Here is a 21,160-nt window from a genome sequence, read left to right as displayed (position 1 = left end):
CGATGAAGAAGTAGTCTGAGCTGTGGAAAGGTGTTCAACGTCACGCGTGACCGCCGAGTCGGCGGGCGAGGTGCGGTCGCGGCGAGGCGGCGTTCTTCCCAATTAGCCTGTACAGCGGGCCGACTTGTGAAATAACGTAACTGAACTGAAATCGCCCGATCATGATCTTGGCGATACTGTCGCCGCACAACAGATACGCGGATGAGAGCAGGAGACCCCCGATGCCGTCCGGAGTCACAGCGGGCTTGAAGGGCACGGTGCCCGGCAGTGTCAGGGGCGACTCGTCCCGTCCGGGTGTGGTCCTCCTCCAAGCGTCTTCCCCTGAACACAAGGCGGTGATGCGATGACGGTCCGCCTTCTGACCAACATCGGCCGGCTCTGGACCGGAAACGATGTGTTCAGCAACGCGGCGATCCTTGTTCACAACGACAGGATCGCCTGGGTCGGCCGAGCCGCGGATCTGCCGCAGAGCGTGCCCGGCGTCGTCGACGACATCGTCGACGTCGACCACGTGGAGAACCTGGGCGGCGCGCTGGTCACCCCAGGTCTGATCGACGCGCACACCCATCCGGTCTACGCGGGCAACCGCTACGCCGAGATGGCGATGCGCTCCGGTGGTTCCACCCCCTCCGCGATCACCGCGGCGGGCGGCGGCATCGGTTCCACCGTGACGGTCACCCGGGGCACCGATCCCTGGACGCTCTGCAACGGTGTCCGTGAGCGACTCCGAGAGTGGCTGCTCAGCGGCACCACCACCATCGAGGCCAAAACCGGCTACCACCTCACCCGCGACGGCGAACTCGCCGACGTGCGGCTCCTGCGCGAGCTGGAGAAGGAGCCGATGATGCCGCGGGTGCACGTGACCTTCATGGCCGCGCACGTCGTCCCGCCCGAATACTTCGGCCGCCAGCGCGACTACGTCGAGGCCGTGGGCTCCTGGTGCGCCGACGCGGCGGCGGCGGGGGCAGACAGCGTCGACGTCTACTGCGACGAGGGGCACTTCACCGCGGAGGAGGCCCGCTGGGTCCTGGCCTCCGGGCGCAACGTCGGTCTGCAGCCCCGCGTGCACGCCGGCGCGTACACCCGCCGGGGCGCCGTCCAGCTCGCCGCCGAACTCGGCTGCGCCTCCGCCGACCTGCTCCACCACACCACCGACGAGGACATCGCGATCCTGGCCCGTTACGGAGTCCCCGCCGTGGTCTGCCCGGGAACCGCCCTTCAGCGTGGCAGCCTGCCTCCCGTCCGCCGGATGCTCGCCCAGGGGGTCACCGTGGCCCTCGGCAGCGATCACAACCCGGGCCACTGCGGCATCACCTCGATGTCACTGGTCATCAGCCTCGCGGTGGCGGCCTTCGGCATGAGCGTCGGCGACGCCCTTCGCGCCGCCACCCTCGGCGGTGCCACGGTCCTCGGGGCTTCCGACCGTGGTGTTCTCGCCCCGGGCCGCCTGGCCGACATCGTCCAGTGGGACGCCGACCACGAGGGCGCCTTCGCCTGGGCCTTCGGCCTCAAGCCTCGCCGGGTCTGGCGTGGAGGCACCCCCGTCCAGTAGGTCCGATGTCCGTGCCTTTGGCCTTCTTCGTCTGATCTTCTCCGAGTAACCTCTGGACATGTCGCCATCGGTCGCCGTCGTCACCGACTCCACCGCCTACCTTCCGCGAGAGCAGGTCTCCCGCCTGGGGATCATCGTGGTACCGCTCCAGGTGGTCCTGGGAGGCAGGTCGCTCGACGACATGGCTCGACTCGACGACGCGGGCATGGACGACGTGTTCGGGGGGCGGGCTCCGGTGACGACCTCCAGGCCCGCCCCGCGGCGTTTCGCGGACGCCTACGACCAGGCGGCGGCCCGGGGCGCGACCGGCATCGTCTCCATCCATCTGTCGGCGGAGATGTCCGGCACGGTCGAGGCCGCCCGCGCGGGAGCCGAGGATTCACCGGTTCCGGTCGACGTCATCGACAGCAGGTCCATCGCCATGGGCCTGGGATTCCCCGTCCTCACCGCCGCGGGTGCCGCCGCGGCGGGCGCGACCCGGACGGAGGTGGCGGATGCCGCCCGCAGCCGCGCGGAGTCGACCCGCAGCTTCTTCTATGTCGACACGCTGGAGTACCTGCGCAAGGGAGGCCGGATCGGTGCGGCGGCGACCCTCCTCGGCTCGGCATTGATGATCAAACCGATCCTGCACATCCGTGACGGCGCGATCGTCCCCCTGGAGAAGGTCCGTACGGCGAGCCGGGCCATCGCCCGTCTTGAGGATCTCGCGGTCGAGGCCGCGGGCACCGCCCCGGTGGAGGTCGCCGTCCAGCATCTCGGCGCCGGGGCCCGTGCCGAGGCACTGGCGGCGCGCCTGCCCCGGCGCATCCCCGCACTCGTCGAGGTCACAGTCGTCGAGGTCGGTTCGGTCATCGGCGCCCACGTCGGCCCCGGGATGCTCGGTATCACCGTCTCCTTCCCGTCCTCCTGACCCCTGCGGGCGGGGCGCCGTCCACAACCCGGCCGTACGGTCGGCCGGATATCCACAGAACGGTGTTCGGTGAGGATGTTCCCGGTGTCGCCCCCGTAGCGTCCTGCGGGTGCGGACCACAGGCCAGAACATCGAGCGGCTCCGAGCCGAGTCGCGGCTGCGGATCCTGACAGGGCGCGGATCACCGACCGCCGTGCCCCTCCCCCGCAGGTCGGCCGACCTGCTTGCCCTGCCGCTGCCCTACGGTCGGTTCTCGCCGTTCCGGCCGGTAGGCCCTGCCGATTCGGGAGATCCGCTCTCTCACGGGGAGGCCGAGGCCGGTCTGCCCTGTTCGGTGGGGGATGCGTGGTCCGGTGGGCAGGGCCGGCCGCAGGATGTCGCCTCCCTCGACGGTCCCGCCGCGCGTATGCGTTCCATGCCGCCTCCCCCGGCCTTCGAGGCACTGCGCAGGGTCGTGGCCGCACAGGGACAGACTCTCGGTCCGGGCAGGCCGGGGCTGCGCCTCCTGCTGCTCGTCGCCCTGACGGCCGCCGTCGCCGGCGGCGTGTATGCCTGGAGGTCCCAGCCCGAGCCCGAGCCGCTGGCCCCACCGGCACCGATCTCCGGGGCTCCGCTGTCGGAGCCTGTCAATGCCGCACGGGCCCGGCCCGGGCCGGCCACCGAGCTGACAGTTCACGTGACCGGCAAGGTCCGTCGCCCCGGGGTGATCACGTTGCCCGGAGGTTCCCGGGTCGCCGACGCGGTCCAGGCGGCCGGGGGCGTTCGCGGGGCGGCCGCCACGGGTTCTCTCAACCTCGCGCGCAAGCTCGTCGACGGCGAGCAGATCGTCGTCGGCTCGACCGGCACCGCCGTCGCGACGGCACCCGCCCCGGTGGATCCGGCGGACCCGGCCACCGCCGTCGTCGACCTCAACACGGCCACGGCCGAGCAGCTTGAGCGGCTACCGGGCGTGGGCGAGGTGCTCGCCCGGCGCATCATCGAGTACCGCGCCGCCCATGGCGGCTTCCGCGCCGTTGAGCAGCTCCGAGACGTGAGCGGCATAGGTGACCGTAAGTACGCCGAGATGCGCGACAGGGTCCGGGTGTGATCCGCCGGTCGGGGAGGGCGGTCGCGATGCGAGCCGGCCCGGTCGTCGGGGTCGAGTGCGCCGGGGACACCGAGGGCCCTGATGGTTCCGGTGCTCCCGGGAAGGCCGGTGGTTTCGGGAGTCCCGGAAAGGGGTGGGGCGCGCATGCCGCGCATCTGCTCCTGCCCGCGGCGGCATCGTGGGTGACCGCTCTCGTCCTGCTGGGCTGTCCGGCGGCGACGGGTGCCGTGGTGGCCGCTCTCACGGCCGCCGCTGCCCTGGCCGTGGCTGTTCTGGTCCGGGCGGGGAGGACGGCGGGCTGGCGTAACGCGGTGATCGCGGTTCTGGGGTGCGCGGCCGCGGTGGCCGGGTCGGTGGCCTTCCGGGTGCACGCGGCCGGTACGGGACCGGTCGCCGAGCTGGCCGGAAGGCACGCCTCGGCGGTGGCGGAAGCGGTGGTGACCGACGACCCCCGGGAGGTGGCCCGGCGTGGCGGGCTGTTCCGACGGGAGAGCTTCGTGGTGCCCGCCCGGGTCGAGGCGGTCGGGACGGGAGCGGACAGGGTGACGCTGCGGGCTCCGGTGCTGCTTTTCGTCTCCGGCGCGGAGTGGCGCTCGCTGCTGCCCAGCCAGCGGGTCGAGGTCAGCGGGCGCTTCGGCCCGGCGGACCCCGGTGAGCTGCTCGCGGCGGTGGTGCTGGTCAGAGGGGCGCCGCGAGTCCTGAGCGGACCCTCCTGGGAGCAACGCGCGGCCGGAGTGCTCAGATCGGGGCTGAGGAAGGCGGCCGAGGTGTTGCCGCCGGCGCAGCGCGGGCTGCTGCCCGGCCTGGTGGTCGGTGACGTGACCCGGATGGACGACCAGGTCAGAGCCGACTTCAAGGCGGCCGGCCTCAGCCACCTGCTCGCCGTCTCCGGTGCGAACCTCGCCGTCGTGGCCGGTGCGGCGGTCGCGATGGCCAGGATGGCCGGTTTGCCGCTCGCAGCGCGGGCGGTGCTGGCGATCTCGGCCATGGTCGCCTTCTCGGTCGTCGCCCGGCCCTCGCCCAGCGTGCTCAGGGCTCTCCTGATGGGCGGGGTCGCCGCCGTGGCACTCGGTACGGGCCGCTCGCGCGACGGCGTCGCTGCTCTGTCGGCGACGGTTCTGGGGCTGATCTTCTTTGTCCCCGACCTCGCCCGCTCCTACGGCTTCGCCCTGTCGGTCTTCGCCACCGCGGGCATCCTGGTCCTCGCACCGCGCTGGCGCGATCGGCTCTCGACCCGAATGCCCCGATGGGCGGCGGAGGCGATCGCCGTGGCCGCCGCGGCCCAGGCCGCCGTCACCCCGGTCCTGGTCCTGATGTCCGGGCAGCTCGCACCGGTGGCGATCCCGGCCAACCTGCTCGCGGGCCCGGCTGTGGCTCCGGCCACCCTGCTCGGCTTCGTGGTGGCGCTGGTCGCCCCCCTGCACATGGGGCTCGCTCAGCTGCTGGTCCGGCCGGCGGGTCTGGCCACCGGATGGATCATCGAGGTGGCCGGGCACACCGCTGGGCTCCCGTTGGGCGTGCTCCCGTGGCCGGGCGGTGTCACCGGGCTGCTCCTGCTGGCCGCTGCCGTCCCGCTCGCCGTGCTGGTGCTGCGGCACCGGGGAATGCGCCTGATCGCCCTGGCGGCCGTCGCCGGCCTGGTTCTCGCCGTGACGGTGGCCGCGCCGATCGTGACTCGCCGGCCGCCTCGCGGATGGTTGCTGGTGGCCTGCGATGTCGGCCAGGGAGACGCGTTGCTGGTCGCGGCAGGGCCCGGGCGAGCCGTGGTGGTGGACACGGGGCCCGATCCCGTCCGGGTGGACCGCTGCCTGCGTTCCATGGGAATCGGGGAGGTGCCGCTGGTCATCCTCACCCATCCGCACCTCGACCATGTGGGAGGGCTCGACGGCGTCTTCCGCGGGCGTGTGGTGGGAGCGGTGCTGGTGACCCCGCGCGGCACCGGAGACGATGCCGCGGAGCACGAGGGGGCGAGGCTGAGCGAGGATCTCGCCCGCCGCCATGTGGTCGAGTGGGCGGCGAGTCCGGGGGCGAGCTGGCGGTTCGGGCCCTCCGAGCTGACGGTCGTCGGCCCGGTGGCCGAGGTGTCCCTGGCCGGCGCGGGGAAGGGAGCGGCCGTCAACAACGCCAGCGTCGTGGTGCATGTTCGCTGGGCCGCGGGGTCGGCTCTGCTCAGCGGTGACATCGAGACCGAGGCCCAGGCGGAGCTGCTCCGCAGGGGCCTGCCGCCCGCCGAGATCCTCAAGGTTCCGCATCACGGATCCGGCAGGTACGACCCGGCCTTCTTCGCCGCCGTCGGTGCTCGTGCCGCCCTCATCAGTGTGGGGGCGGACAACGACTACGGTCATCCCGCCCCGTCGACCCTGGCCACGCTGTACCGGCTCGGTGTGCGCGTCCACCGGACGGACCTGTCGGGGGACCTCGCCGTGGTGGACAGTGGGGGAGCCCTGTCCGTCATCCCCCAGAGGAGCGCTCCGGCCGGAGGGGCTCCGGTACGGGACTAGGACGTGACCTTGGCCGGGCGGCGGAACTCGGTGTCCACGTCGGCGGCGTAGACCGACCGGCTGCAGCGCGCGCAGCGGTACATGATCGGGCCCTCGTCGAGGGATGTTCCGCAGCGCGGGCAGGCGTGGCGGCGAATGATGGAGTTCGTCATGGTTTTCACCTCCTGTGATGTTCCCAGGGTGCTTCAGCGCACCTGCATTCCAATTGCGAACGACTTGCCGATGCCCCTCCCGCCGCTGGGACGTGGCATGCTGCTCGGCATGGCGGCAACCGATCCGGCACCCGTGATCCTGATACTCGGCGACGAGGAACTGCTGGCCGACCGCGCGGTGAGCGAGGTGACCTCGGCGGCCAGGGCAGCCGATCCGACCGTCGAGGTGCACGATCTCCCCGGCGCGAAGATGGAGCTCGGGGAGCTCACCCGTATGACGTCGCCCTCGCTGTTCGGCGACAGGTCCGTGGTGGTCGTCCGCTCGGCCCAGGACCTCGGCAAGGACGTCATCGCCGAAGTCGTCTCCTACGCGGCTCACCCGGCCGAGGAGACCGTGCTGATCCTCGTCCATCCGGGGGGCGTCAAGGGGAAGGCACTGGTCGACGGGGTCAAGAAAGCCGGGGCACAGGTGGTATCGGTCACCAAGGTGACCAAACCGGCCGAGCGGCTGGCGTTCGTCAAGACGGAGCTGAAACGGGCCGGGCGCACCATCGGGGCGGACGCCGCCGCCGCGCTCCTCGACGCCGTGGGTAACGACCTGCGCGAGCTCGCCGCCGCCTGCAGCCAGCTCGCCTTCGACACCCCCGGCAAGGCGATCGACGAGGCCGCCGTGGCGCGCTACCACCGGGGCAGGGCCGAGGTCAGCGGGTTCACCGTGGCCGACTCGGCAGTCGAGGGGCGCCTGGGCGAAGCCCTGGAACAACTGCGCTGGGCCCTGGCGACCGGTACGGCACCGGTCCTGCTGGTGAGCGCGCTCGCCGGGGGCCTGCGCTCGCTGGCGAAGGTGGGCGGTGCTCCCCGAAACCTGAGGGGCGGTCAACTCGCCGGCCAGCTCGGCATGCCGCCCTGGAAGATCGAACGGGTCCAGCGGCAGCTGAACGGCTGGGGACCTGAAGGGCTCGCCCGCGCGATCCAGGCCGTCGCCACCGCCGACGCTCAGGTGAAGGGTGGCGGCGCCGACCCCGCGTACGCGCTGGAGCACATGGTCCAGACCGTGGTCGCCAGCCGCACCGGGCGCTAGCCCGTACTCCGCTGACCTGCAATGATGCGGCAGGTTCGGAAAACGGGGCCGGTCGGTGTCACACCGCCCCGGCCCCGCGGTCGCCCGCAGAGGTGCGCGGCCGGCGAAAACCTCGGTGCGCCAGGCAGCACGGGCGGGTGAAACGCAAGAACGCCGCACCCCGTGAGGGGGCGGCGTCCGCGAAACCTGAAACTACTTGGTGGCCGTCGACAGGGCGGCGGCGCGCTGGGCGATCGCCGACTTGCGGTTGGCGGCCTGGTTCTTGTGGATGACGCCCTTGCTGGCAGCCTTGTCCAGCTGACGGGCGGCGGCGCGCTGGAGCACAGCGGCCTGCGCGACGTCACCCTGGTCGGCGGCCTCACGGAACTTGCGGATGGCCGTCTTCAGGGAAGACTTGACAGCCTTGTTGCGCAGCCGGGCCTTCTCGTTCTGCCGGTTGCGCTTGATCTGGGACTTGATGTTCGCCACGAAGAAGCCTCGGTGAATGTCGTTGGATGGGGCGCGCGGGCAGAGAGGGCGCGCCACACGCAGTTGACTAGGCTACCAACTGCCGAGGTCGTCACTCAAATCGACAGGCCGGGCAGAGGGATGCCTGATCAGTTTAGCGTGTGATTTTGATCGCTCGGACCGTGATCCTCACGGCTTGAACCAGAACCTGTCGTACTCGGCCCAGTCCTCCTTGGTGGCGGCGAAGTCGACGTAGATCGCCAGCCCGAACCGCTCACGGGGTTTGCCGTACGAGGTCAGCGCCAGCCGGGCGCCCCTGGCCGCCTTCTCGACGCTCTCGGCCTCGTCGGCCCAGGAGACGTTGTGGTCGTGATAGGCCGGGGCGCCGATCAGCACCGTCTTCTCCTCGGGGACGAGTTCCAGCGCCAGCGTGCTCTGCCGCACGACGTAGCCGCCGTATACGGAGGGGAAGGGGAGATACGAGTCGTAGGTCATGATCGCTACCTGGTCGGTAAGGTTCGCCACCTGGCGGAAGTAGTCGGGCGACCAGTACTTGTCGTGGCCGAGGACGGCGCGTACGGCCGGGCGGGTGAGCGGGAACGGTTCGATCTGCGGGGTCGAGGTGGAGAGCAGACCGTCGCCCACGATCACGCGGGTCCGGGTCAGCAGGTCGAGGAACTCGGTGTCGCCGTCGCCGATCGGCTCGAAGTTGTAGTGCACGCCGTCGAAGCCGAGCGCCATGATCGCGCGCACGCCGTCCAGCACACGCCGCCTGGAGGCCGCGTCGTCGAGGTCCAGGGTGCCGTCGACCTTCTGGCCGAGCCAGGCCGAGATCCTGACCTTCGGCAACTCCTCGCGCCACCACTTCAGAAGATCGACGGCCTTGGGATATCTCTCGATGGGCAATGTCCCGTCGCGGTCGAACGGTCCCGAGTGGAGATAGACGTCCTTGATACCGGTCTTGCGGAGCCTGGCGGCGAGCGCCCGCACGTCGTCGTGGGTCTTCCTGCCGTCCACCCATGCGTGGCCGAGCCACAGGGCGTCGTGGCCGGTCGTCTTCGCCCACGGGGCGGGTGTCCCGGTAAACTGCAGGGTGAGGGTGGCCACGGCCAACCCTGGAAGGGCAAGGAGCAGGGCCGCCACCACAGCGAGAAAACGCAGGCCGAGTCGTGCTCTGGTCCGGGCAATCACCCGGACATGTCACCATGGAAGGCGGCTGGCATGCCAGTCGTGTGATCGTCATCAATCTGTTGAAACGGACCCCGGTGCGCATTCAGCCTGGCCAGACCGACCCCGCGGTGCTTCGCAACTTCTGCATCATCGCGCATATCGACCATGGCAAGTCGACGCTAGCCGACCGCATGCTGCAGATCACCGGAGTGGTCGACGACCGTTCCATGCGCGCTCAGTATCTCGATCGGATGGACATCGAGCGCGAGCGCGGTATCACGATCAAGTCGCAGGCGGTCAGGCTGCCGTGGCAGGTCGGCGAGACCGACTACGTCCTCAACATGATCGACACTCCCGGGCACGTCGACTTCACCTATGAGGTCTCCCGGTCGCTCCAGGCGTGTGAGGGTGCGATCCTGCTGGTCGACGCCGCACAGGGTATCGAGGCGCAGACTTTGGCCAACCTCTACCTGGCCATGAACAACGACATGACGATCATCCCGGTGCTCAACAAGATCGACCTGCCCGCCGCCCAGCCGGAGAAGTACGCCGCGGAGATCGCCCACCTCATCGGCTGTGACCCGGAGGACGTGCTGAGGGTCTCCGGCAAGACCGGTGTGGGCGTTCGCGAGCTCCTGGACCACGTGGTCGAGAACATCCCGGCCCCGGTCGGCAACGCCGACGCGCCCGCCCGCGCGCTGATCTTCGACTCGGTCTACGACACCTACCGGGGCGTGATCACGTACGTCCGGGTCATGGACGGGCACCTGGGCAAGCGTGAGCGCATCCTGATGATGTCCACCGGCGCGGCCCACGAGACGCTGGAGATCGGCGTCATCTCGCCCGAGCCGAAGATCGCCGACCAGGGGCTGGGCGTCGGTGAGGTGGGCTATCTGATCACCGGTGTGAAGGACGTCCGCCAGTCGCGGGTCGGTGACACGGTGACCTCCGTGTCGAGGTCGGCCACCGAGGCGCTCAGCGGATACCAGCACCCCAAGCCCATGGTCTTCTCGGGCCTGTACCCCATCGATGGTGACGACTACCCCGAGCTCCGTGAGGCGCTGGACAAGCTCCAGCTCAACGACGCGGCCCTGGCCTACGAGCCGGAGACCTCCGCCGCCCTGGGCTTCGGCTTCCGCTGCGGCTTCCTCGGCCTGCTCCACATGGAGATCGTCCGCGAGCGGCTGGAGCGCGAGTTCAACCTCTCGCTCATCTCCACCGCCCCCAACGTGGTCTATCGAGTGATCATGGAGGACGGTAAGGAGGTCGTCGTCACCAACCCCTCGGAGTTCCCCACCGGCAAGGTGGACAAGGTCTTCGAGCCGATGGTGAAGTCGACGGTGCTCGTCCCGTCTGAGTTCATCGGCGCCATCATGGAGCTCTGCCAGAACCGCCGGGGCAACCTGCAGGGCATGGACTACCTGTCCGAGGACCGCGTCGAGATCCGCTACACGATGCCGCTCGGCGAGATCATCTTCGACTTCTTCGACCAGCTCAAGTCCCGTACGCGCGGCTACGCCTCGCTGGACTACGAGCCCTCGGGCGAGCAGGAGTCCGACCTGGTCAAGGTCGACATCCTGCTCCAGGGTGAGGCCGTGGACGCCTTCAGCGCCATCGTTCACCGGGAGAAGTCCTACGCCTACGGCGTCGAGATGGCCAAGAAACTGCGCGAGCTCATCCCCAGGCAGCAGTTCGAGGTGCCGATCCAGGCGGCCATCGGCGCCCGGGTCATCGCCCGGGAGAACATCCGTGCCATCCGCAAGGACGTCCTCGCCAAGTGCTACGGCGGTGACATCTCCCGTAAGCGCAAGCTGCTGGAGAAGCAGAAGGAGGGCAAGAAGCGGATGAAGATGGTCGGCCGCGTCGAGGTGCCCCAGGAGGCGTTCGTCGCCGCGCTGTCCACCGAGTCCGCCGCGGACAAGTCCAAGAAGTAAAGGGCGTCGAGGGCCCGGCCGGGCTTGGCGGCGGGAAGGAAGAATCGGTGGATATCGGTTCGCCTTCCGATTGAGGGCTCCGATACCGTCCGGTCATGCACATTGCCTCGGTGAACGTGGGTCGCGCCGTCGATGCGGAGTGGGCAGGTCGTCTCAAGCGCACCGCGATATACAAGACCCCCGTGGACGGCCGGGTCACGGCCTCGGAGCGCGGCCTGGCCGGAGACGAGAGGGCCGACCTGGAGCACCACGGCTCTTCCGATCAGGCGATCTACGCCTACGCGCGGGAGGACTACGACTGGTGGCAGGCCGAGCTGGGCCGGGAGCTGCGCGACGGCGTGTTCGGGGAGAACCTCACGACGGCGGAACTCGACGTCAACGGGGCCAAGATCGGGGAGCGCTGGCGGATGGGCACGGTGCTGGCCGAGGTGACCGGCCCGAGGGTGCCGTGCTCGGTGTTCCGCGGCTGGATCGGGGAGCGGGGCTGGCTCAAGAGCTTCACCCGGGTCGGGCGGGTCGGCGCCTACCTGCGGGTGGTCGAGCCGGGCGAGCTGGGCCGGGGCGACGCCGTCGAGATCGTCTCGCGCCCCGAAGGCAGCGTCACGGTCACCGAGTCCTTCCGTGCCTACCACGGCGACAGAGACCTGCTGCGCCGCCTGCTCGCCCACCCGGGTCACCCTGAGAAATGGGACAGGGTCGCTGAGCGGGTGCTGGGCCGCGAGCGCGGTCAGGCGTCCGGGGACGAACGTGCGGGCGGGGCCGCCGGTGAACCAGGTCCTGCGGCCCCGCCGGTATGAGAGGGTCGCTCAGCGCAGGACCCGGTAGAGCGCCGAGGTGAGCGCCGCCGAGGTGTCGTCCTGGTCGATGGACCACATCATCGAGCCGCCGAGGCCCTTCAGGCGAATGTAGGCCGCCTTCTGGGCCAGCGAGGCCGGGTCGTCGTAGGACCAGAACTCGTTGCCGTCGTAGAGCCACACGGTTCCGGTCAGCAGGTCGCGGTAGCGCTTGCCCGGCTTGTTCACCAGGATCTTGTAGTCCTCGCTTCCGGCGGCGAAGGTGCCCGGCGCGGGGCCGGTGGCGGTGCCGTACAGGCCGTTCCTGCCGCCGGTGACGCCGGTCCAGCCCTGACCGTACGCGGGCACGCCCACCACGATCTTCTTGGCCGGGGCGCCACGCGTCAGGTAGTCGCGGACCGTCTGGTCCACGCTGTACTTCACCGGGTTGGGGTCGCGCCGGTCGTTGAACAGGTTGCCGTTGTGGCCGGTGACGTTCTCCCAGGGGCCGTGCAGGTCATAGCCCTGGATCGTGGCGAAGGTGAGCTGCTTGAAGACGTCGCGGACCTCGAAGCCCGCGTCGATCTTCGCGGCGGCGGCGGGCAGGAAGGCGGTCAGCTCGGTGCGCCGGTCGAACTCGTTCATCTGGCGGCGCAGTTCGGTGACGAACAGGGTGAAGTTCCGCTTGTCCTCGGGGCGGATGACGTTGCCCTCGTTGCCGGAGGAGCCCGGCCACTCCCAGTCGAGGTCGATGCCGTCGAACACGCCCGCTCCGGTGCCGGGAGCGGTGCCGGGCAGGTTGCCCCTGAGCCACAGGTCGATGCAGGAGGAGGCCAGCCTGGCGCGTCCGGAGGGGGTCAGCACCGCGTCGGAGAAGTACTTCGAGCCGGTCCAGCCGCCGAGGGAGATCAGCGTCTTGAGGCCGGGGTGCTTGGCCTTGAGCTTCTTCAGCTGGTTCAGGTTGCCGTTCAGCGCCTGGCCCTCGGCGTCGCCGGCGCCGTCCACGCTCTGCTCGGCGGCCACCGGGCGTTGCCAGTCGGCCCAGGGGTCGGCGGAGTAGCAGTCGCCCTCGGCGTTGACGAAGCCGAAGGCGTAGTTGATGTGGGTCAGCTTGGCGGCGGCGCCGCTGCTCTCCATGTCCTTGACGTGGTAGTCGCGGCCGTAGACGCCCCACTGGATGAAGTAGGCGACCCGCTTGAAGCGGTCATCGTTCCCTGAGGGGGTCTGGGCCTGGGCCGGGGCCGGTAAGGCCACCGCCGCGAGACCTGCGGCGAGGGCTGCCGCGATCATGTTCCGGAGGAGTCTCTGCACGGGCTTCTCCACTGCTCGGAATAGTAACTTATAGGAAACTTTCCTTTAAGTTTTCCCGGATCGTAGACCTGTGCGATCTGTCCGTCAACGGCCCGCGGTGGACGGGCGGCGTTCCACGGCCGGGGCGACGTCCCGGGCATCGCGCGGGGAGCGGCAGACTTGGGGCGTGCCATCCACACTTCCCGACGGGGATCCCGTACCCGCCTCGGGCGAACTCCCCGAGAGCGCGCTCGCCGGACTCGGCGAGCGGCCCTTCGGCTTCTACGTTCACGTGCCCTTCTGCGTGACCCGGTGCGGTTACTGCGACTTCAACACCTACACGGCCTCGGAACTCGGTCCCGGCGCCGCGCAGCGGGACTACGCGGACACCGCCGTCGACGAGGTGCGGCGGGCACGGGTCAATCTCGGCGCCGCACGTCTCCCGGTCGAGACCGTGTTCTTCGGCGGGGGCACCCCGACCCTGCTGCCGGCCGGAGACCTGGTACGGATCCTGGGGGCGATCGAGGAGGAGTTCGGGCTCGCTCCCGGCGCCGAGGTGACCACCGAGGCCAACCCCGAGTCGGTGGACCCCGCCTACCTGGCGGAGCTTCGCGAGGGTGGGTTCAACCGGATGAGCTTCGGGATGCAGAGCGCCCGCGAGCACGTGCTCGCGGTGCTGGACCGTCGCCACACCCCCGGACGTCCGGCGCGGGCCGTACGGGAGGCGAGGCAGGCGGGGTTCGAGCATGTCAACCTTGACCTGATCTACAGCACGCCAGGGGAGAGCGACGACGACTGGCGTGCTTCGCTGGCCGCGGCGATCGAGGCGGGGCCCGACCATGTCTCCGCGTACTCGCTGATCGTCGAGGACGGGACGAAGCTGGCCGCCAGGATCAGGCGGGGCGAGCTCCCGATGCCCGACGACGACGTGGCCGCCGACCGTTACCTGATCGCCGACGCCATGCTGGCCGAGGCGGGGTTCGAGTGGTACGAGGTGTCCAACTGGGCGACCTCCGAGGCCGGGCGATGCCGGCACAACCTGCTCTACTGGACCGGCGGAGACTGGTGGGGCGTCGGTCCCGGGGCGCACAGCCACGTCGGTGGCACCCGCTGGTGGAACGTCAAGCACCCCGCCGCCTACGCCCGGCGACTGGCCGAGGGCACCTCGCCGGCCCAGGCGCGAGAGGTGCTGGGGGCCGAGGACAGGGCGGTGGAGCGGTTGATGCTGGAGCTGCGGCTCGCCCAGGGTTTCCCGCTCGGGGAGCTCGACCGCCCCCGGGTGGTCGCCCGCGCGCTGGCCGACGGCCTGCTGGAGACGGAACCGTTCAAGGCGGGCCGGGTGGTGCTCACCCTGCGCGGCCGCCTGCTGGCCGACGCCCTGGTCCGCGACCTCACCTGAGTTCCGGCCCGGGTCAGCTGACGAAGCGGATGCTCATCGGATAGCGGTGGTTCTCCCCCCGGTTGGCCGCCACCGCGGCGATGACCATCATGATCATCGACCCGATCCAGAGGATGAACATCAGTACGAAGCCGATGAGCACGAACGCCAGGACCATGCAGACGAAATAGGCGATCATCACCGTGAGCTGGAAGTTGAGGGCCTCGGCGGCCTGGTCCCGCACGTAGGGTGACTCGTCCTTCTTGGCGAGGTAGAGCACCAGCGGGCCGACGAAGCTGGTCAGCAGGCCCAGCAGGTGGGCGAGCATCGCCATGGTGGTGTCGTCACTGCCGGGCCGCGGGCCGTAGGTCCCCGGCGGCGCCTGGTAGCCGTAACCCGCCGGCCGGCCGTACCCGCCGTACTGGGCGTATCCATTCTGGTAGCCGTAACCGCTCGGGTCGTACGGGGGAGAGGGGTAGCCCTGGCCCGGTTGTCCGTAGCCATGGCCCGGCGGCGGAGCGCTCTGGCCGGGCATGGTGGGTCCGGGCGTGGTGTGTCCGGGCACCATGTGGCCCGGCGTCGTGTGGCTGGGCGGAGGATCGCCGATGCGCTCCGTCCGGTCCTCGCGCGGTGAATCCCCAAGGTTCTCGCTCATGGCCCCTCCTGATGGGTTGACGGCCTAGTCATCCTCGCCGGGAACCGTGACGAAGTCGATCAGCTCTTCGACCGGACCGAGCAGTTCGGGCTCCAGATCGGCATATGTCGTAACCGATCCGAGGATGCGGCGCCACGCGTCGCCGGGTTCCGTCTTCCAGCCCAGCGCGGCGATGACGCCCTCCTTCCAGGGCACGCCGCGCGGCACCGACGGCCAGGAGGAGATCTTGAGCGTGTGCGGCTTGACCGCCTGCCAGACGTCCACGAACGGGTGCCCGGCGATCAGCACGTACTGAGAGGAGATCCGCGCGGCGATCCGACTCTCCTTGGAACCGGGGACCAGGTGGTCGACGAGCACACCCAGGCGGCGGCCGGGGCCCGGGCCGAACTCCTCGACGATGGCGGGCAGGTGATCGACCCCCTCCAGATACTCCACGACCACACCCTCGACCCTCAGATCGTGGCCCCAGACCTTCTCCACGAGCGCGGCGTCGTGCACGCCCTCCACGTATATCCGGCTCTCCCTGGCCACCTGGGCCCGCAGGCCCTCCACCGCGATGGAGCCCGACGCGCTCCGCCTGGGGCCACGTGGCGCGGCGGCCGGGCGCACAAGCGTCACCGTCCTGCCCTCCAGGAGGAACGCGGCAGGCTCCAGCGGGAAGACCCGCCGGCGGCCGAAGCGGTCCTCCAGGGTGACGGCCTCCTTGTCGCAGGCCACCACGGCACCGCAGAAGCCGCCGTCGGCGTCCTCGACGACCAGGTCGAGCTCGGCGGGAACCTGGGGAATCCCCCCTCTACGGGGGCGCCGCCAGTCTCCCGCCAGCACGTCACGCTCGTACATCACCGACCGCCCACCGTCTCTCGCAAGGGATCACGTGGGACGCTAGCAAACGCCACGGTCACCTGCCGTAGGGGCCCGGCGCTCCCCACTGCCCCGCCGAGGCGGCGGCCCTGCGCTTGCGGGCGTTGCCCCGCTTCACCAACACGACGATCGTCACGATGATGGCCAGCAGGATCCCGATGCCGGGCACCGCGAACAGTGCGATCACCCCGCCGACCAGTGATCCGGCGGCGAGTTCCCGGCCCACGCCGAACGTGGTGCCCTCCACCGGGTCGGCGGTGCAGGTGACCTGGTAGTCGCCTGCCTGCTCCACGCCGATCTGCAGGCCCATCTCCCAGACGACGCCGTCGGAGCCCGACACGGTCTGCTGGACGAGCGGCTTCTGCAGGCTGGGCGTGCCGGTGCCGCCGGTCAGCGTGCACTCGAAATTGGTGGGTCCACTGGTTGAGACATAGATGGCCGGCTTGTCGGCCGGGTCGAGCGTGACCGTCGTGTTTTCGCCGGGGGCGAACGTCTTCGTCGGTGCCGCGCTGGTGACCGCGCCCAGCACGCCACCGGCGAAGCCGCCGATACCGACGATGATGCTGACCAGGGCGAGCAGCCATACCCCGACGATCCATCCGATACCGGGCTTGATCTTCCCGGCGGGGGGCGGGCCCTGCGGGGCGCCGTAGCCGGGAGGTGCGTAACCGTAGGAGGGGCCGTTCTGCTGGGGCTGCTGACCATACGGCTGCTGGGGGGAGCCGTAACCGGGGCCGCGGGAGGCGTCGCCCGGAAAAGAACCAAAATCGTTGGACATGTACGAATTGTGGCGTGAACCGGTTGAAACGCGATAGCAGTTGACTTGCCAATGGCTTGGCGTCATCATCCGCACCTCTTGCTTATCGCGCCTTCCGCACGGGGGCCGTACACTTGGCACTCGGGAACACAGAGTGCCAGACCTCGTGTTTCCCATCTGAACGCAGGCAGGGAGGTGACCACGTTGGTCGACGACCGGAAGCTCGCCGTGCTTCGCGCCATCGTCGAGGACTACGTGTCCACCAACGAGCCGGTGGGTTCGAAGGCTCTCGCGGATCGGCACAGTCTGGGGGTGTCCCCGGCGACGATCCGTAACGACATGGCGGTGCTGGAGGAGCAGGGCTACATCGCCCAGCCCCACACCAGCGCCGGCCGGGTGCCCACTGACAAGGGCTACCGGCTCTTCGTCGACCGGCTCTCGCAGGTGAAACCCCTGTCGAGCGCGGAGCGCAAGGCCATCGAGAGCTTTCTCGCGGGTGCGGTGGACATCGACGACGTCGTCATGAGGACGGTGCGACTGCTTGCCCAACTCACCCGGCAGGTCGCCGTGGTGCAGTACCCGACACTGACCAACTCGACGGTCCGGCACGTCGAGCTGGTGCCGCTGAGCGAGCGCCGGCTGATGTTCGTGCTCATCACCAACACCGGCCGGGTGGAGCAGCGCGTGGTCGAGTTGCCCGACGTCGTGGACGAGCAGCGGGTGGCCCATCTGCGAGCGATGCTCAACACCTCCCTCGACGGGTGCGGGCTCACCAGCGTTCCCGACAAGGTCGCCGACCTGCCGGAGCGGCTGCCCGCCGAGGATCGGCCGCTCGCGGCCACGATCCTGTCTGTGCTGCTGGAGTCTCTGGTGGACAGGCACGATGAAAAGATCGTTTTTGCCGGGGCCGCCAACCTCGCGGGAGCCGACTTCACAGTCGGGCTCCGCGATGTGCTGGAGGCGCTGGAAGAGCAGGTCGTGCTCATGCGACTGCTCGGTGAGACCTCCGACCTGTCGGCGCTGACCGTGCGGATCGGCTCGGAGAACCCCTACACCGGACTCCAGGGCACGTCGATCGTCGCCGCCGGATACGGTTCTGGGGACAAGCAACTGGCCCGGCTAGGTGTGCTGGGCCCAACGCGGATGGACTATCCGGTCACGATGGGCGCGGTGCGCGCGGTGGCACGCTACGTCAGCCAGATCCTGGCTGCATCATAAGAGGTCAACGAAAAGTGGCTAAGAGCGACTACTACGGCACCCTCGGGGTGCGCCGTGACGCCAGTGCGGAAGAGATCAAGAAGGCGTACCGACGTCTGGCGCGCGAACTGCATCCTGACGTCAACCCCGACCCCGAGACTCAGGAGCGCTTCAAGGAGATCACACAGGCCTACGAGGTCCTGTCCGACTCCAGCAAGCGGCAGATGTACGACATGGGGGCCGATCCGTTCGCCTCGGGCGGTGCGGGGGCCGGTGGCTTCGGTGCCGGCTTCCCGTTCAGCGACATCATGGACGCCTTCTTCGGCGCGGCCGGTGGCGGCGGCGGCCGTGGCCCCCGCTCGCGTGCCCGTCGCGGACGCAACGCCACCATCCGGGTCGAGCTCGACCTGCGCGAGTCGGGCTTCGGCACGACCCGCGAGCTGGTCGTCGACACCGCGGTGGTCTGCGAGGTCTGCACGGGGTCGGGCGCCGCCGCAGGCACCCACCCCGACACCTGTGACATGTGTCATGGTCGAGGCGAGGTCTCCCAGGTCACCCGCTCCTTCCTCGGTCAGGTCATGACCTCACGGCCCTGTCCGCAGTGCGGCGGCTTCGGGTCGATCATCCGCAACCCCTGCCAGGAGTGCTCCGGCGACGGCCGGGTCCGCACCCGGCGGACCATCAAGGTCCGCATTCCGGCCGGGGTGGAGGACGGTACCCACATCCAGCTCGCCGGAGAGGGCGAGATCGGCCCAGGCGGCGGCCCGCCCGGTGACCTGTTCCTGGAGATCGTCGAGCGTCCCCACGAGATCTTCGAGCGGCGCGGCGACGACCTGCACTGCACGGTGCAGATCCCGATGACCGCGGCCGCGCTCGGCACCATCCTGACCATGGAGACGCTCGACGGAGCCGAGGAGCTGGACATCCGTCCCGGTACGCAGTCGGGGCAGACGATCCCGCTCTACGGCCGCGGTGTGCAGCGCCTGAACGAGACCGGCCGTGGCGACCTGCTGATCCACGTGAACGTGGAGACCCCCTCCCGTCTCGATGCGACACAGGAGGAACTGCTGAAGGAGCTCGCCAAGCTCCGCGGCGAGGAGCGCCCGCCGGGCAAGTTCGCCCCCGGGCAGCAGAGTTTCTTCTCCCGGCTGCGGGACGCCTTCAATGGCCGCTGACCCGGACCGCCTTCGCGCACCTCGCGGCGGCAAGGTCCGTTCCGGGGTGGGTCGCCCCGATGCGGCCCGCCCCGACGGCTCATGACCGTTCCGGTCTTCCTGGCCGAACCCGCCGATCTGGCCAGGCCGGAGTTCGTCTTCGGCGGCCCCGAAGGGCGCCACGCGGCGGCCGTACGGCGACTGCGGGCCGGGGAGCGGCTTGACCTGACGGACGGGGCGGGCTCCGTCGCCGAGTGCGTGGTGATCGAGGCGGGCAGGGATTCGCTCCGGATCCAGGTACTGCGCCGTCACGAGATACCCGTGCCGTCCCCGCGTCTGGTCGTGGTCCAGGGGTTGCCCAAGGGCGACCGGGGCGAGCTGGCCGTGGAGATGATGACCGAGGCGGGGGTGGACGTGATCGTCCCCTGGGCCGCGGCCAGGTGTGTCACCCAGTGGAAGGGCGAGCGCGCGGCCAAGGCGCTGGCCCGCTGGCGCTCCACGGCGCGTGAGGCGAGCAAGCAGTCACGCCGCTTTCGCCTGCCCGAGGTGACCGAGCTCGCGTCCACCGCCGCGGTCGCCGCCCTGCTGTCGGCGGCGGCGCTCGGCGTCGTGCTGCACGAGGAGGCCGCCTCCCCGCTGTCCGGCCTGCCGCTCCCCGCGGGCGGCGACATCGTGGTGGTGGTCGGCCCGGAGGGCGGGGTGTCGCAGGAGGAGATCGCCGTCTTCCGCGAGGCCAAGGCGGTGCCGGCGCTGCTCGGGCCGACGGTGCTGCGCACCTCGACGGCCGGGGTCGTCGCGGCGGCGGTGCTCCAGACACGCAGCGGTCGCTGGTGATCCCCGGCCGGCGGCCCTGAGCCCGACGCCCTTCCCAGCGGGATCCGGGCTCCCTCCTCCGCCCAGGGAGAGGCCGTCCGGCCGATCCTCGGCACGCCGGGATCCGCCGGACAGGAGGGCCTAGCTGCTGACCGGAGTCGGCGCGGGGATGCTCGCCTCCGTCGGCATCGGGGGCGACGCGTCATCCGACGGTCCGCACTCATCGGCCGAGCACGGGCTCTCCGAGGGAGCCGACGGTCTCGTCTTCGTCGGTGTGGGGGTCGCCTCGGCCTCCTCGCACTGCTTGGAGATCCCGCTGGGGTCGACCGGTGGGTCGTCGAGGGGGGTGGGGCAGGTGGGCGTCGGCGTCGGCTTGGGCGTCGTCGTCGGGGTCGCCCTGGAGGTCGGCCGCGTGCTGGGCGTGGTGCTCCTGGACGGCGTGGGCGTCGGCGGGAGCGTGGGGTTGCCCGCCTCCGACCTGCCGACGGTGGGGAGCTGGGCGGGGCCGGACGACGGCTGGGGCGGAGCCGGGGGCCTTGAGGTGGCTGATCCGTCCGGAGGGGGAGTGGACTCGGTGAAGTTGACCGTGCCGGTGCTCACCTGGGGGATCACCCGTTCGCGGAACTGGGGGACCACCATGACGATGGTCGCCGCGACGAGGAGCGCACCGGCGACGGAGGCCCCGGTCCGCCACCACGTCAGCCAGCGGAACCCACGTCGTTCGATGCGGGCGCGAATTATCTCCAGGCCGTCAGGGGAGGGAACGACCGAGTTCGCCTCCGCGCTGAGCGCACGGCGGAGCAGCTCGCCGTACTCATCCGGGGAGTCGGTCATGACAGTTGCTCCAGTGAGGTTCGTAGGGCGGCCATGCCGCGAGCGGTGTGGCTCTTGACCGCGCCTTTGCTGATGCCCATCGCGTGGGCGATCTGCGCCTCGGACAGGTCTCCGTAGTAGCGCAGGACCAGGGCCTCCCGCTGGCGCGTGGGCAGCCGGCGGAGCGCCTCGATGACGGCGGAGCGCTCGAACTCGCCGATCGCCCCGTTCTCGGCGCTCGGCGCGTCGGGCATGCCCTTGGGCGCGTACTTCTCGACGACCGCCCGATGCCGGAGCACCGAGCGTGATCGGTTCACGACCGACTGTCGCAGGTAGGCCAGTGCCTTGTCGGTGTCGCGCAGGCGGCGCCAGGCGCCATGGATGGCGACGAACGCGTCCTGCACGACCTCCTCCGCGGTCGCCATGTCGCGAACGAGCAGTACGGCGAGACGGACAAGAGACCGATAGTGCGCGCTGTAGAGCGCGGTAACGGCCACGTCGGCATCCCAGCCGACAGGCGCCGCCCCGAGCGATCTGTCTGCCACGAGGGTCTCGGTGGTCACATCAGTGGGACGCTCGGCCTTCCCAGAGGGTTTACGCTCTTCCGGTTCATTAAGGGGCATGACCCAGTCGTG

The 21,160-nt window shown here is 70.2% G+C and carries 20 protein-coding genes; 11 read left to right on the top strand and 9 right to left on the bottom strand.

What is annotated here, in order from left to right; all coding sequences use genetic code 11:
- Positions 1-343 precede the first annotated feature (343 nt).
- The 4 genes from hutI to IG98_RS0100640 all read left to right on the top strand — a co-directional run bounded on the left by hutI (position 344) and on the right by IG98_RS0100640 (position 6,050).
- On the top strand, positions 344-1,552 hold the full coding sequence (gene hutI / locus IG98_RS0100655) for an imidazolonepropionase (protein ID WP_030904022.1): 1,209 nt from the start codon (positions 344-346) through the stop codon (positions 1,550-1,552).
- Positions 1,553-1,610: 58 nt separating this feature from the next.
- Entirely contained in the window at positions 1,611-2,462 is an 852-nt protein-coding gene (locus IG98_RS0100650; RefSeq protein ID WP_030904020.1) for a DegV family protein, read from the top strand.
- Positions 2,463-2,571: 109 nt separating this feature from the next.
- On the top strand, positions 2,572-3,549 hold the full coding sequence (locus tag IG98_RS46470; protein ID WP_051751298.1) for a ComEA family DNA-binding protein: 978 nt from the start codon (positions 2,572-2,574) through the stop codon (positions 3,547-3,549).
- Between the two features lie 26 nt (positions 3,550-3,575).
- Positions 3,576-6,050 carry a ComEC/Rec2 family competence protein gene (locus IG98_RS0100640; RefSeq protein WP_084195052.1) on the top strand — a complete coding sequence of 825 codons (2,475 nt, stop codon included), beginning with the start codon at positions 3,576-3,578 and terminating at the stop codon, positions 6,048-6,050.
- Here the strand turns inward: IG98_RS0100640 and IG98_RS51795 are convergent.
- Complete coding sequence (locus tag IG98_RS51795) at positions 6,047-6,202, bottom strand: hypothetical protein (protein ID WP_169750046.1); 156 nt, start codon at positions 6,200-6,202, stop codon at positions 6,047-6,049. The genes IG98_RS0100640 and IG98_RS51795 overlap by 4 nt on opposite strands.
- 109 nt (positions 6,203-6,311) lie before the next feature.
- Here IG98_RS51795 and holA point away from each other — a divergent pair, with 109 nt between their 5' ends.
- On the top strand, positions 6,312-7,283 hold the full coding sequence (gene holA / locus IG98_RS0100630) for a DNA polymerase III subunit delta (RefSeq protein ID WP_037969139.1): 972 nt from the start codon (positions 6,312-6,314) through the stop codon (positions 7,281-7,283).
- Positions 7,284-7,475: 192 nt separating this feature from the next.
- Here holA and rpsT read toward each other — a convergent pair whose 3' ends face one another.
- Both rpsT and IG98_RS0100620 read right to left on the bottom strand, forming a co-directional pair.
- Positions 7,476-7,751: a 30S ribosomal protein S20 gene (gene rpsT, locus IG98_RS0100625; protein WP_030904013.1), complete on the bottom strand. Its 276-nt coding sequence runs from the start codon at positions 7,749-7,751 to the stop codon at positions 7,476-7,478.
- A 168-nt stretch (positions 7,752-7,919) separates the two neighbouring features.
- Complete coding sequence (locus tag IG98_RS0100620; protein ID WP_030904011.1) at positions 7,920-8,921, bottom strand: glycoside hydrolase family 18 protein; 1,002 nt, start codon at positions 8,919-8,921, stop codon at positions 7,920-7,922.
- Positions 8,922-8,995: 74 nt separating this feature from the next.
- Here IG98_RS0100620 and lepA point away from each other — a divergent pair, with 74 nt between their 5' ends.
- Together lepA and IG98_RS0100610 are read left to right on the top strand one after the other, a co-directional pair.
- On the top strand, positions 8,996-10,834 hold the full coding sequence (gene lepA / locus IG98_RS0100615; protein WP_030904009.1) for a translation elongation factor 4: 1,839 nt from the start codon (positions 8,996-8,998) through the stop codon (positions 10,832-10,834).
- A gap of 95 nt (positions 10,835-10,929) precedes the next feature.
- On the top strand, positions 10,930-11,631 hold the full coding sequence (locus IG98_RS0100610) for an MOSC domain-containing protein (protein ID WP_030904008.1): 702 nt from the start codon (positions 10,930-10,932) through the stop codon (positions 11,629-11,631).
- Positions 11,632-11,640: 9 nt separating this feature from the next.
- Here IG98_RS0100610 and IG98_RS0100605 read toward each other — a convergent pair whose 3' ends face one another.
- Complete coding sequence (locus IG98_RS0100605; RefSeq protein WP_030904006.1) at positions 11,641-12,918, bottom strand: glycoside hydrolase family 18 protein; 1,278 nt, start codon at positions 12,916-12,918, stop codon at positions 11,641-11,643.
- A 166-nt stretch (positions 12,919-13,084) separates the two neighbouring features.
- Here IG98_RS0100605 and hemW point away from each other — a divergent pair, with 166 nt between their 5' ends.
- Complete coding sequence (gene hemW / locus IG98_RS0100600) at positions 13,085-14,296, top strand: radical SAM family heme chaperone HemW (RefSeq protein ID WP_030904004.1); 1,212 nt, start codon at positions 13,085-13,087, stop codon at positions 14,294-14,296.
- Positions 14,297-14,309: 13 nt separating this feature from the next.
- Here the strand turns inward: hemW and IG98_RS54150 are convergent, their stop codons facing one another.
- The 3 genes from IG98_RS54150 to IG98_RS0100585 are packed head-to-tail and all read right to left on the bottom strand — an operon-like array spanning position 14,310 to position 16,569.
- Entirely contained in the window at positions 14,310-14,930 is a 621-nt protein-coding gene (locus IG98_RS54150) for a magnetosome magnetite crystal formation protein family (RefSeq protein WP_030904001.1), read from the bottom strand.
- Positions 14,931-14,954: 24 nt separating this feature from the next.
- Entirely contained in the window at positions 14,955-15,770 is an 816-nt protein-coding gene (locus IG98_RS0100590) for a DUF3097 domain-containing protein (protein WP_030903999.1), read from the bottom strand.
- Positions 15,771-15,828: 58 nt separating this feature from the next.
- The gene (locus IG98_RS0100585) at positions 15,829-16,569 is read right to left on the bottom strand and encodes a hypothetical protein (protein WP_030903997.1); all 741 of its coding nucleotides are present in this window, start codon (positions 16,567-16,569) and stop codon (positions 15,829-15,831) included.
- A 183-nt stretch (positions 16,570-16,752) separates the two neighbouring features.
- On the opposite strand from IG98_RS0100585, the gene hrcA reads away from it, so the two are divergent.
- The 3 genes from hrcA to IG98_RS0100570 all read left to right on the top strand — a co-directional run bounded on the left by hrcA (position 16,753) and on the right by IG98_RS0100570 (position 19,733).
- On the top strand, positions 16,753-17,766 hold the full coding sequence (gene hrcA, locus IG98_RS0100580) for a heat-inducible transcriptional repressor HrcA (protein ID WP_030903995.1): 1,014 nt from the start codon (positions 16,753-16,755) through the stop codon (positions 17,764-17,766).
- Between the two features lie 14 nt (positions 17,767-17,780).
- Positions 17,781-18,920 (top strand): molecular chaperone DnaJ, encoded by a 1,140-nt coding sequence (gene dnaJ / locus IG98_RS0100575; RefSeq protein ID WP_030903993.1) that lies wholly within the window; start codon positions 17,781-17,783, stop codon positions 18,918-18,920.
- An 81-nt stretch (positions 18,921-19,001) separates the two neighbouring features.
- Complete coding sequence (locus IG98_RS0100570; protein WP_030903990.1) at positions 19,002-19,733, top strand: 16S rRNA (uracil(1498)-N(3))-methyltransferase; 732 nt, start codon at positions 19,002-19,004, stop codon at positions 19,731-19,733.
- 120 nt (positions 19,734-19,853) lie between these two features.
- Here IG98_RS0100570 and IG98_RS0100565 read toward each other — a convergent pair whose 3' ends face one another.
- Complete coding sequence (locus IG98_RS0100565; RefSeq protein ID WP_030903988.1) at positions 19,854-20,546, bottom strand: hypothetical protein; 693 nt, start codon at positions 20,544-20,546, stop codon at positions 19,854-19,856.
- On the bottom strand, positions 20,543-21,148 hold the full coding sequence (locus IG98_RS0100560; protein ID WP_245651350.1) for a SigE family RNA polymerase sigma factor: 606 nt from the start codon (positions 21,146-21,148) through the stop codon (positions 20,543-20,545). The genes IG98_RS0100565 and IG98_RS0100560 overlap by 4 nt, the downstream gene beginning before the upstream one ends.
- Between the last annotated feature and the right edge of the window lie 12 nt (positions 21,149-21,160).

The organism is Streptosporangium amethystogenes (genome assembly GCF_000721075.1).
Taxonomy (GTDB): domain Bacteria; phylum Actinomycetota; class Actinomycetes; order Streptosporangiales; family Streptosporangiaceae; genus Streptosporangium; species Streptosporangium amethystogenes.
Note: the sequence above shows the minus strand (reverse complement) of the source record. Positions and strands in the feature narration are given on the sequence as shown.

What these genes read in the sequence shown, in the direction of transcription:
- IG98_RS0100570 (WP_030903990.1), top strand. Translation starts at nt 19,002, where the DNA reads ATGACCGTTCCGGTCTTCCTGGCCGAACCCGCCGATCTGGCCAGGCCG.
- hutI (WP_030904022.1), top strand. Translation starts at nt 344, where the DNA reads ATGACGGTCCGCCTTCTGACCAACATCGGCCGGCTCTGGACCGGAAAC.
- IG98_RS51795 (WP_169750046.1), bottom strand. Translation starts at nt 6,202, where the DNA reads ATGACGAACTCCATCATTCGCCGCCACGCCTGCCCGCGCTGCGGAACA.
- holA (WP_037969139.1), top strand. Translation starts at nt 6,312, where the DNA reads ATGGCGGCAACCGATCCGGCACCCGTGATCCTGATACTCGGCGACGAG.
- IG98_RS0100565 (WP_030903988.1), bottom strand. Translation starts at nt 20,546, where the DNA reads ATGACCGACTCCCCGGATGAGTACGGCGAGCTGCTCCGCCGTGCGCTC.
- IG98_RS0100590 (WP_030903999.1), bottom strand. Translation starts at nt 15,770, where the DNA reads ATGTACGAGCGTGACGTGCTGGCGGGAGACTGGCGGCGCCCCCGTAGA.
- IG98_RS0100560 (WP_245651350.1), bottom strand. Translation starts at nt 21,148, where the DNA reads ATGCCCCTTAATGAACCGGAAGAGCGTAAACCCTCTGGGAAGGCCGAG.
- IG98_RS54150 (WP_030904001.1), bottom strand. Translation starts at nt 14,930, where the DNA reads ATGAGCGAGAACCTTGGGGATTCACCGCGCGAGGACCGGACGGAGCGC.
- IG98_RS0100640 (WP_084195052.1), top strand. Translation starts at nt 3,576, where the DNA reads ATGCGAGCCGGCCCGGTCGTCGGGGTCGAGTGCGCCGGGGACACCGAG.
- IG98_RS0100650 (WP_030904020.1), top strand. Translation starts at nt 1,611, where the DNA reads ATGTCGCCATCGGTCGCCGTCGTCACCGACTCCACCGCCTACCTTCCG.
- IG98_RS0100610 (WP_030904008.1), top strand. Translation starts at nt 10,930, where the DNA reads ATGCACATTGCCTCGGTGAACGTGGGTCGCGCCGTCGATGCGGAGTGG.
- IG98_RS0100585 (WP_030903997.1), bottom strand. Translation starts at nt 16,569, where the DNA reads ATGTCCAACGATTTTGGTTCTTTTCCGGGCGACGCCTCCCGCGGCCCC.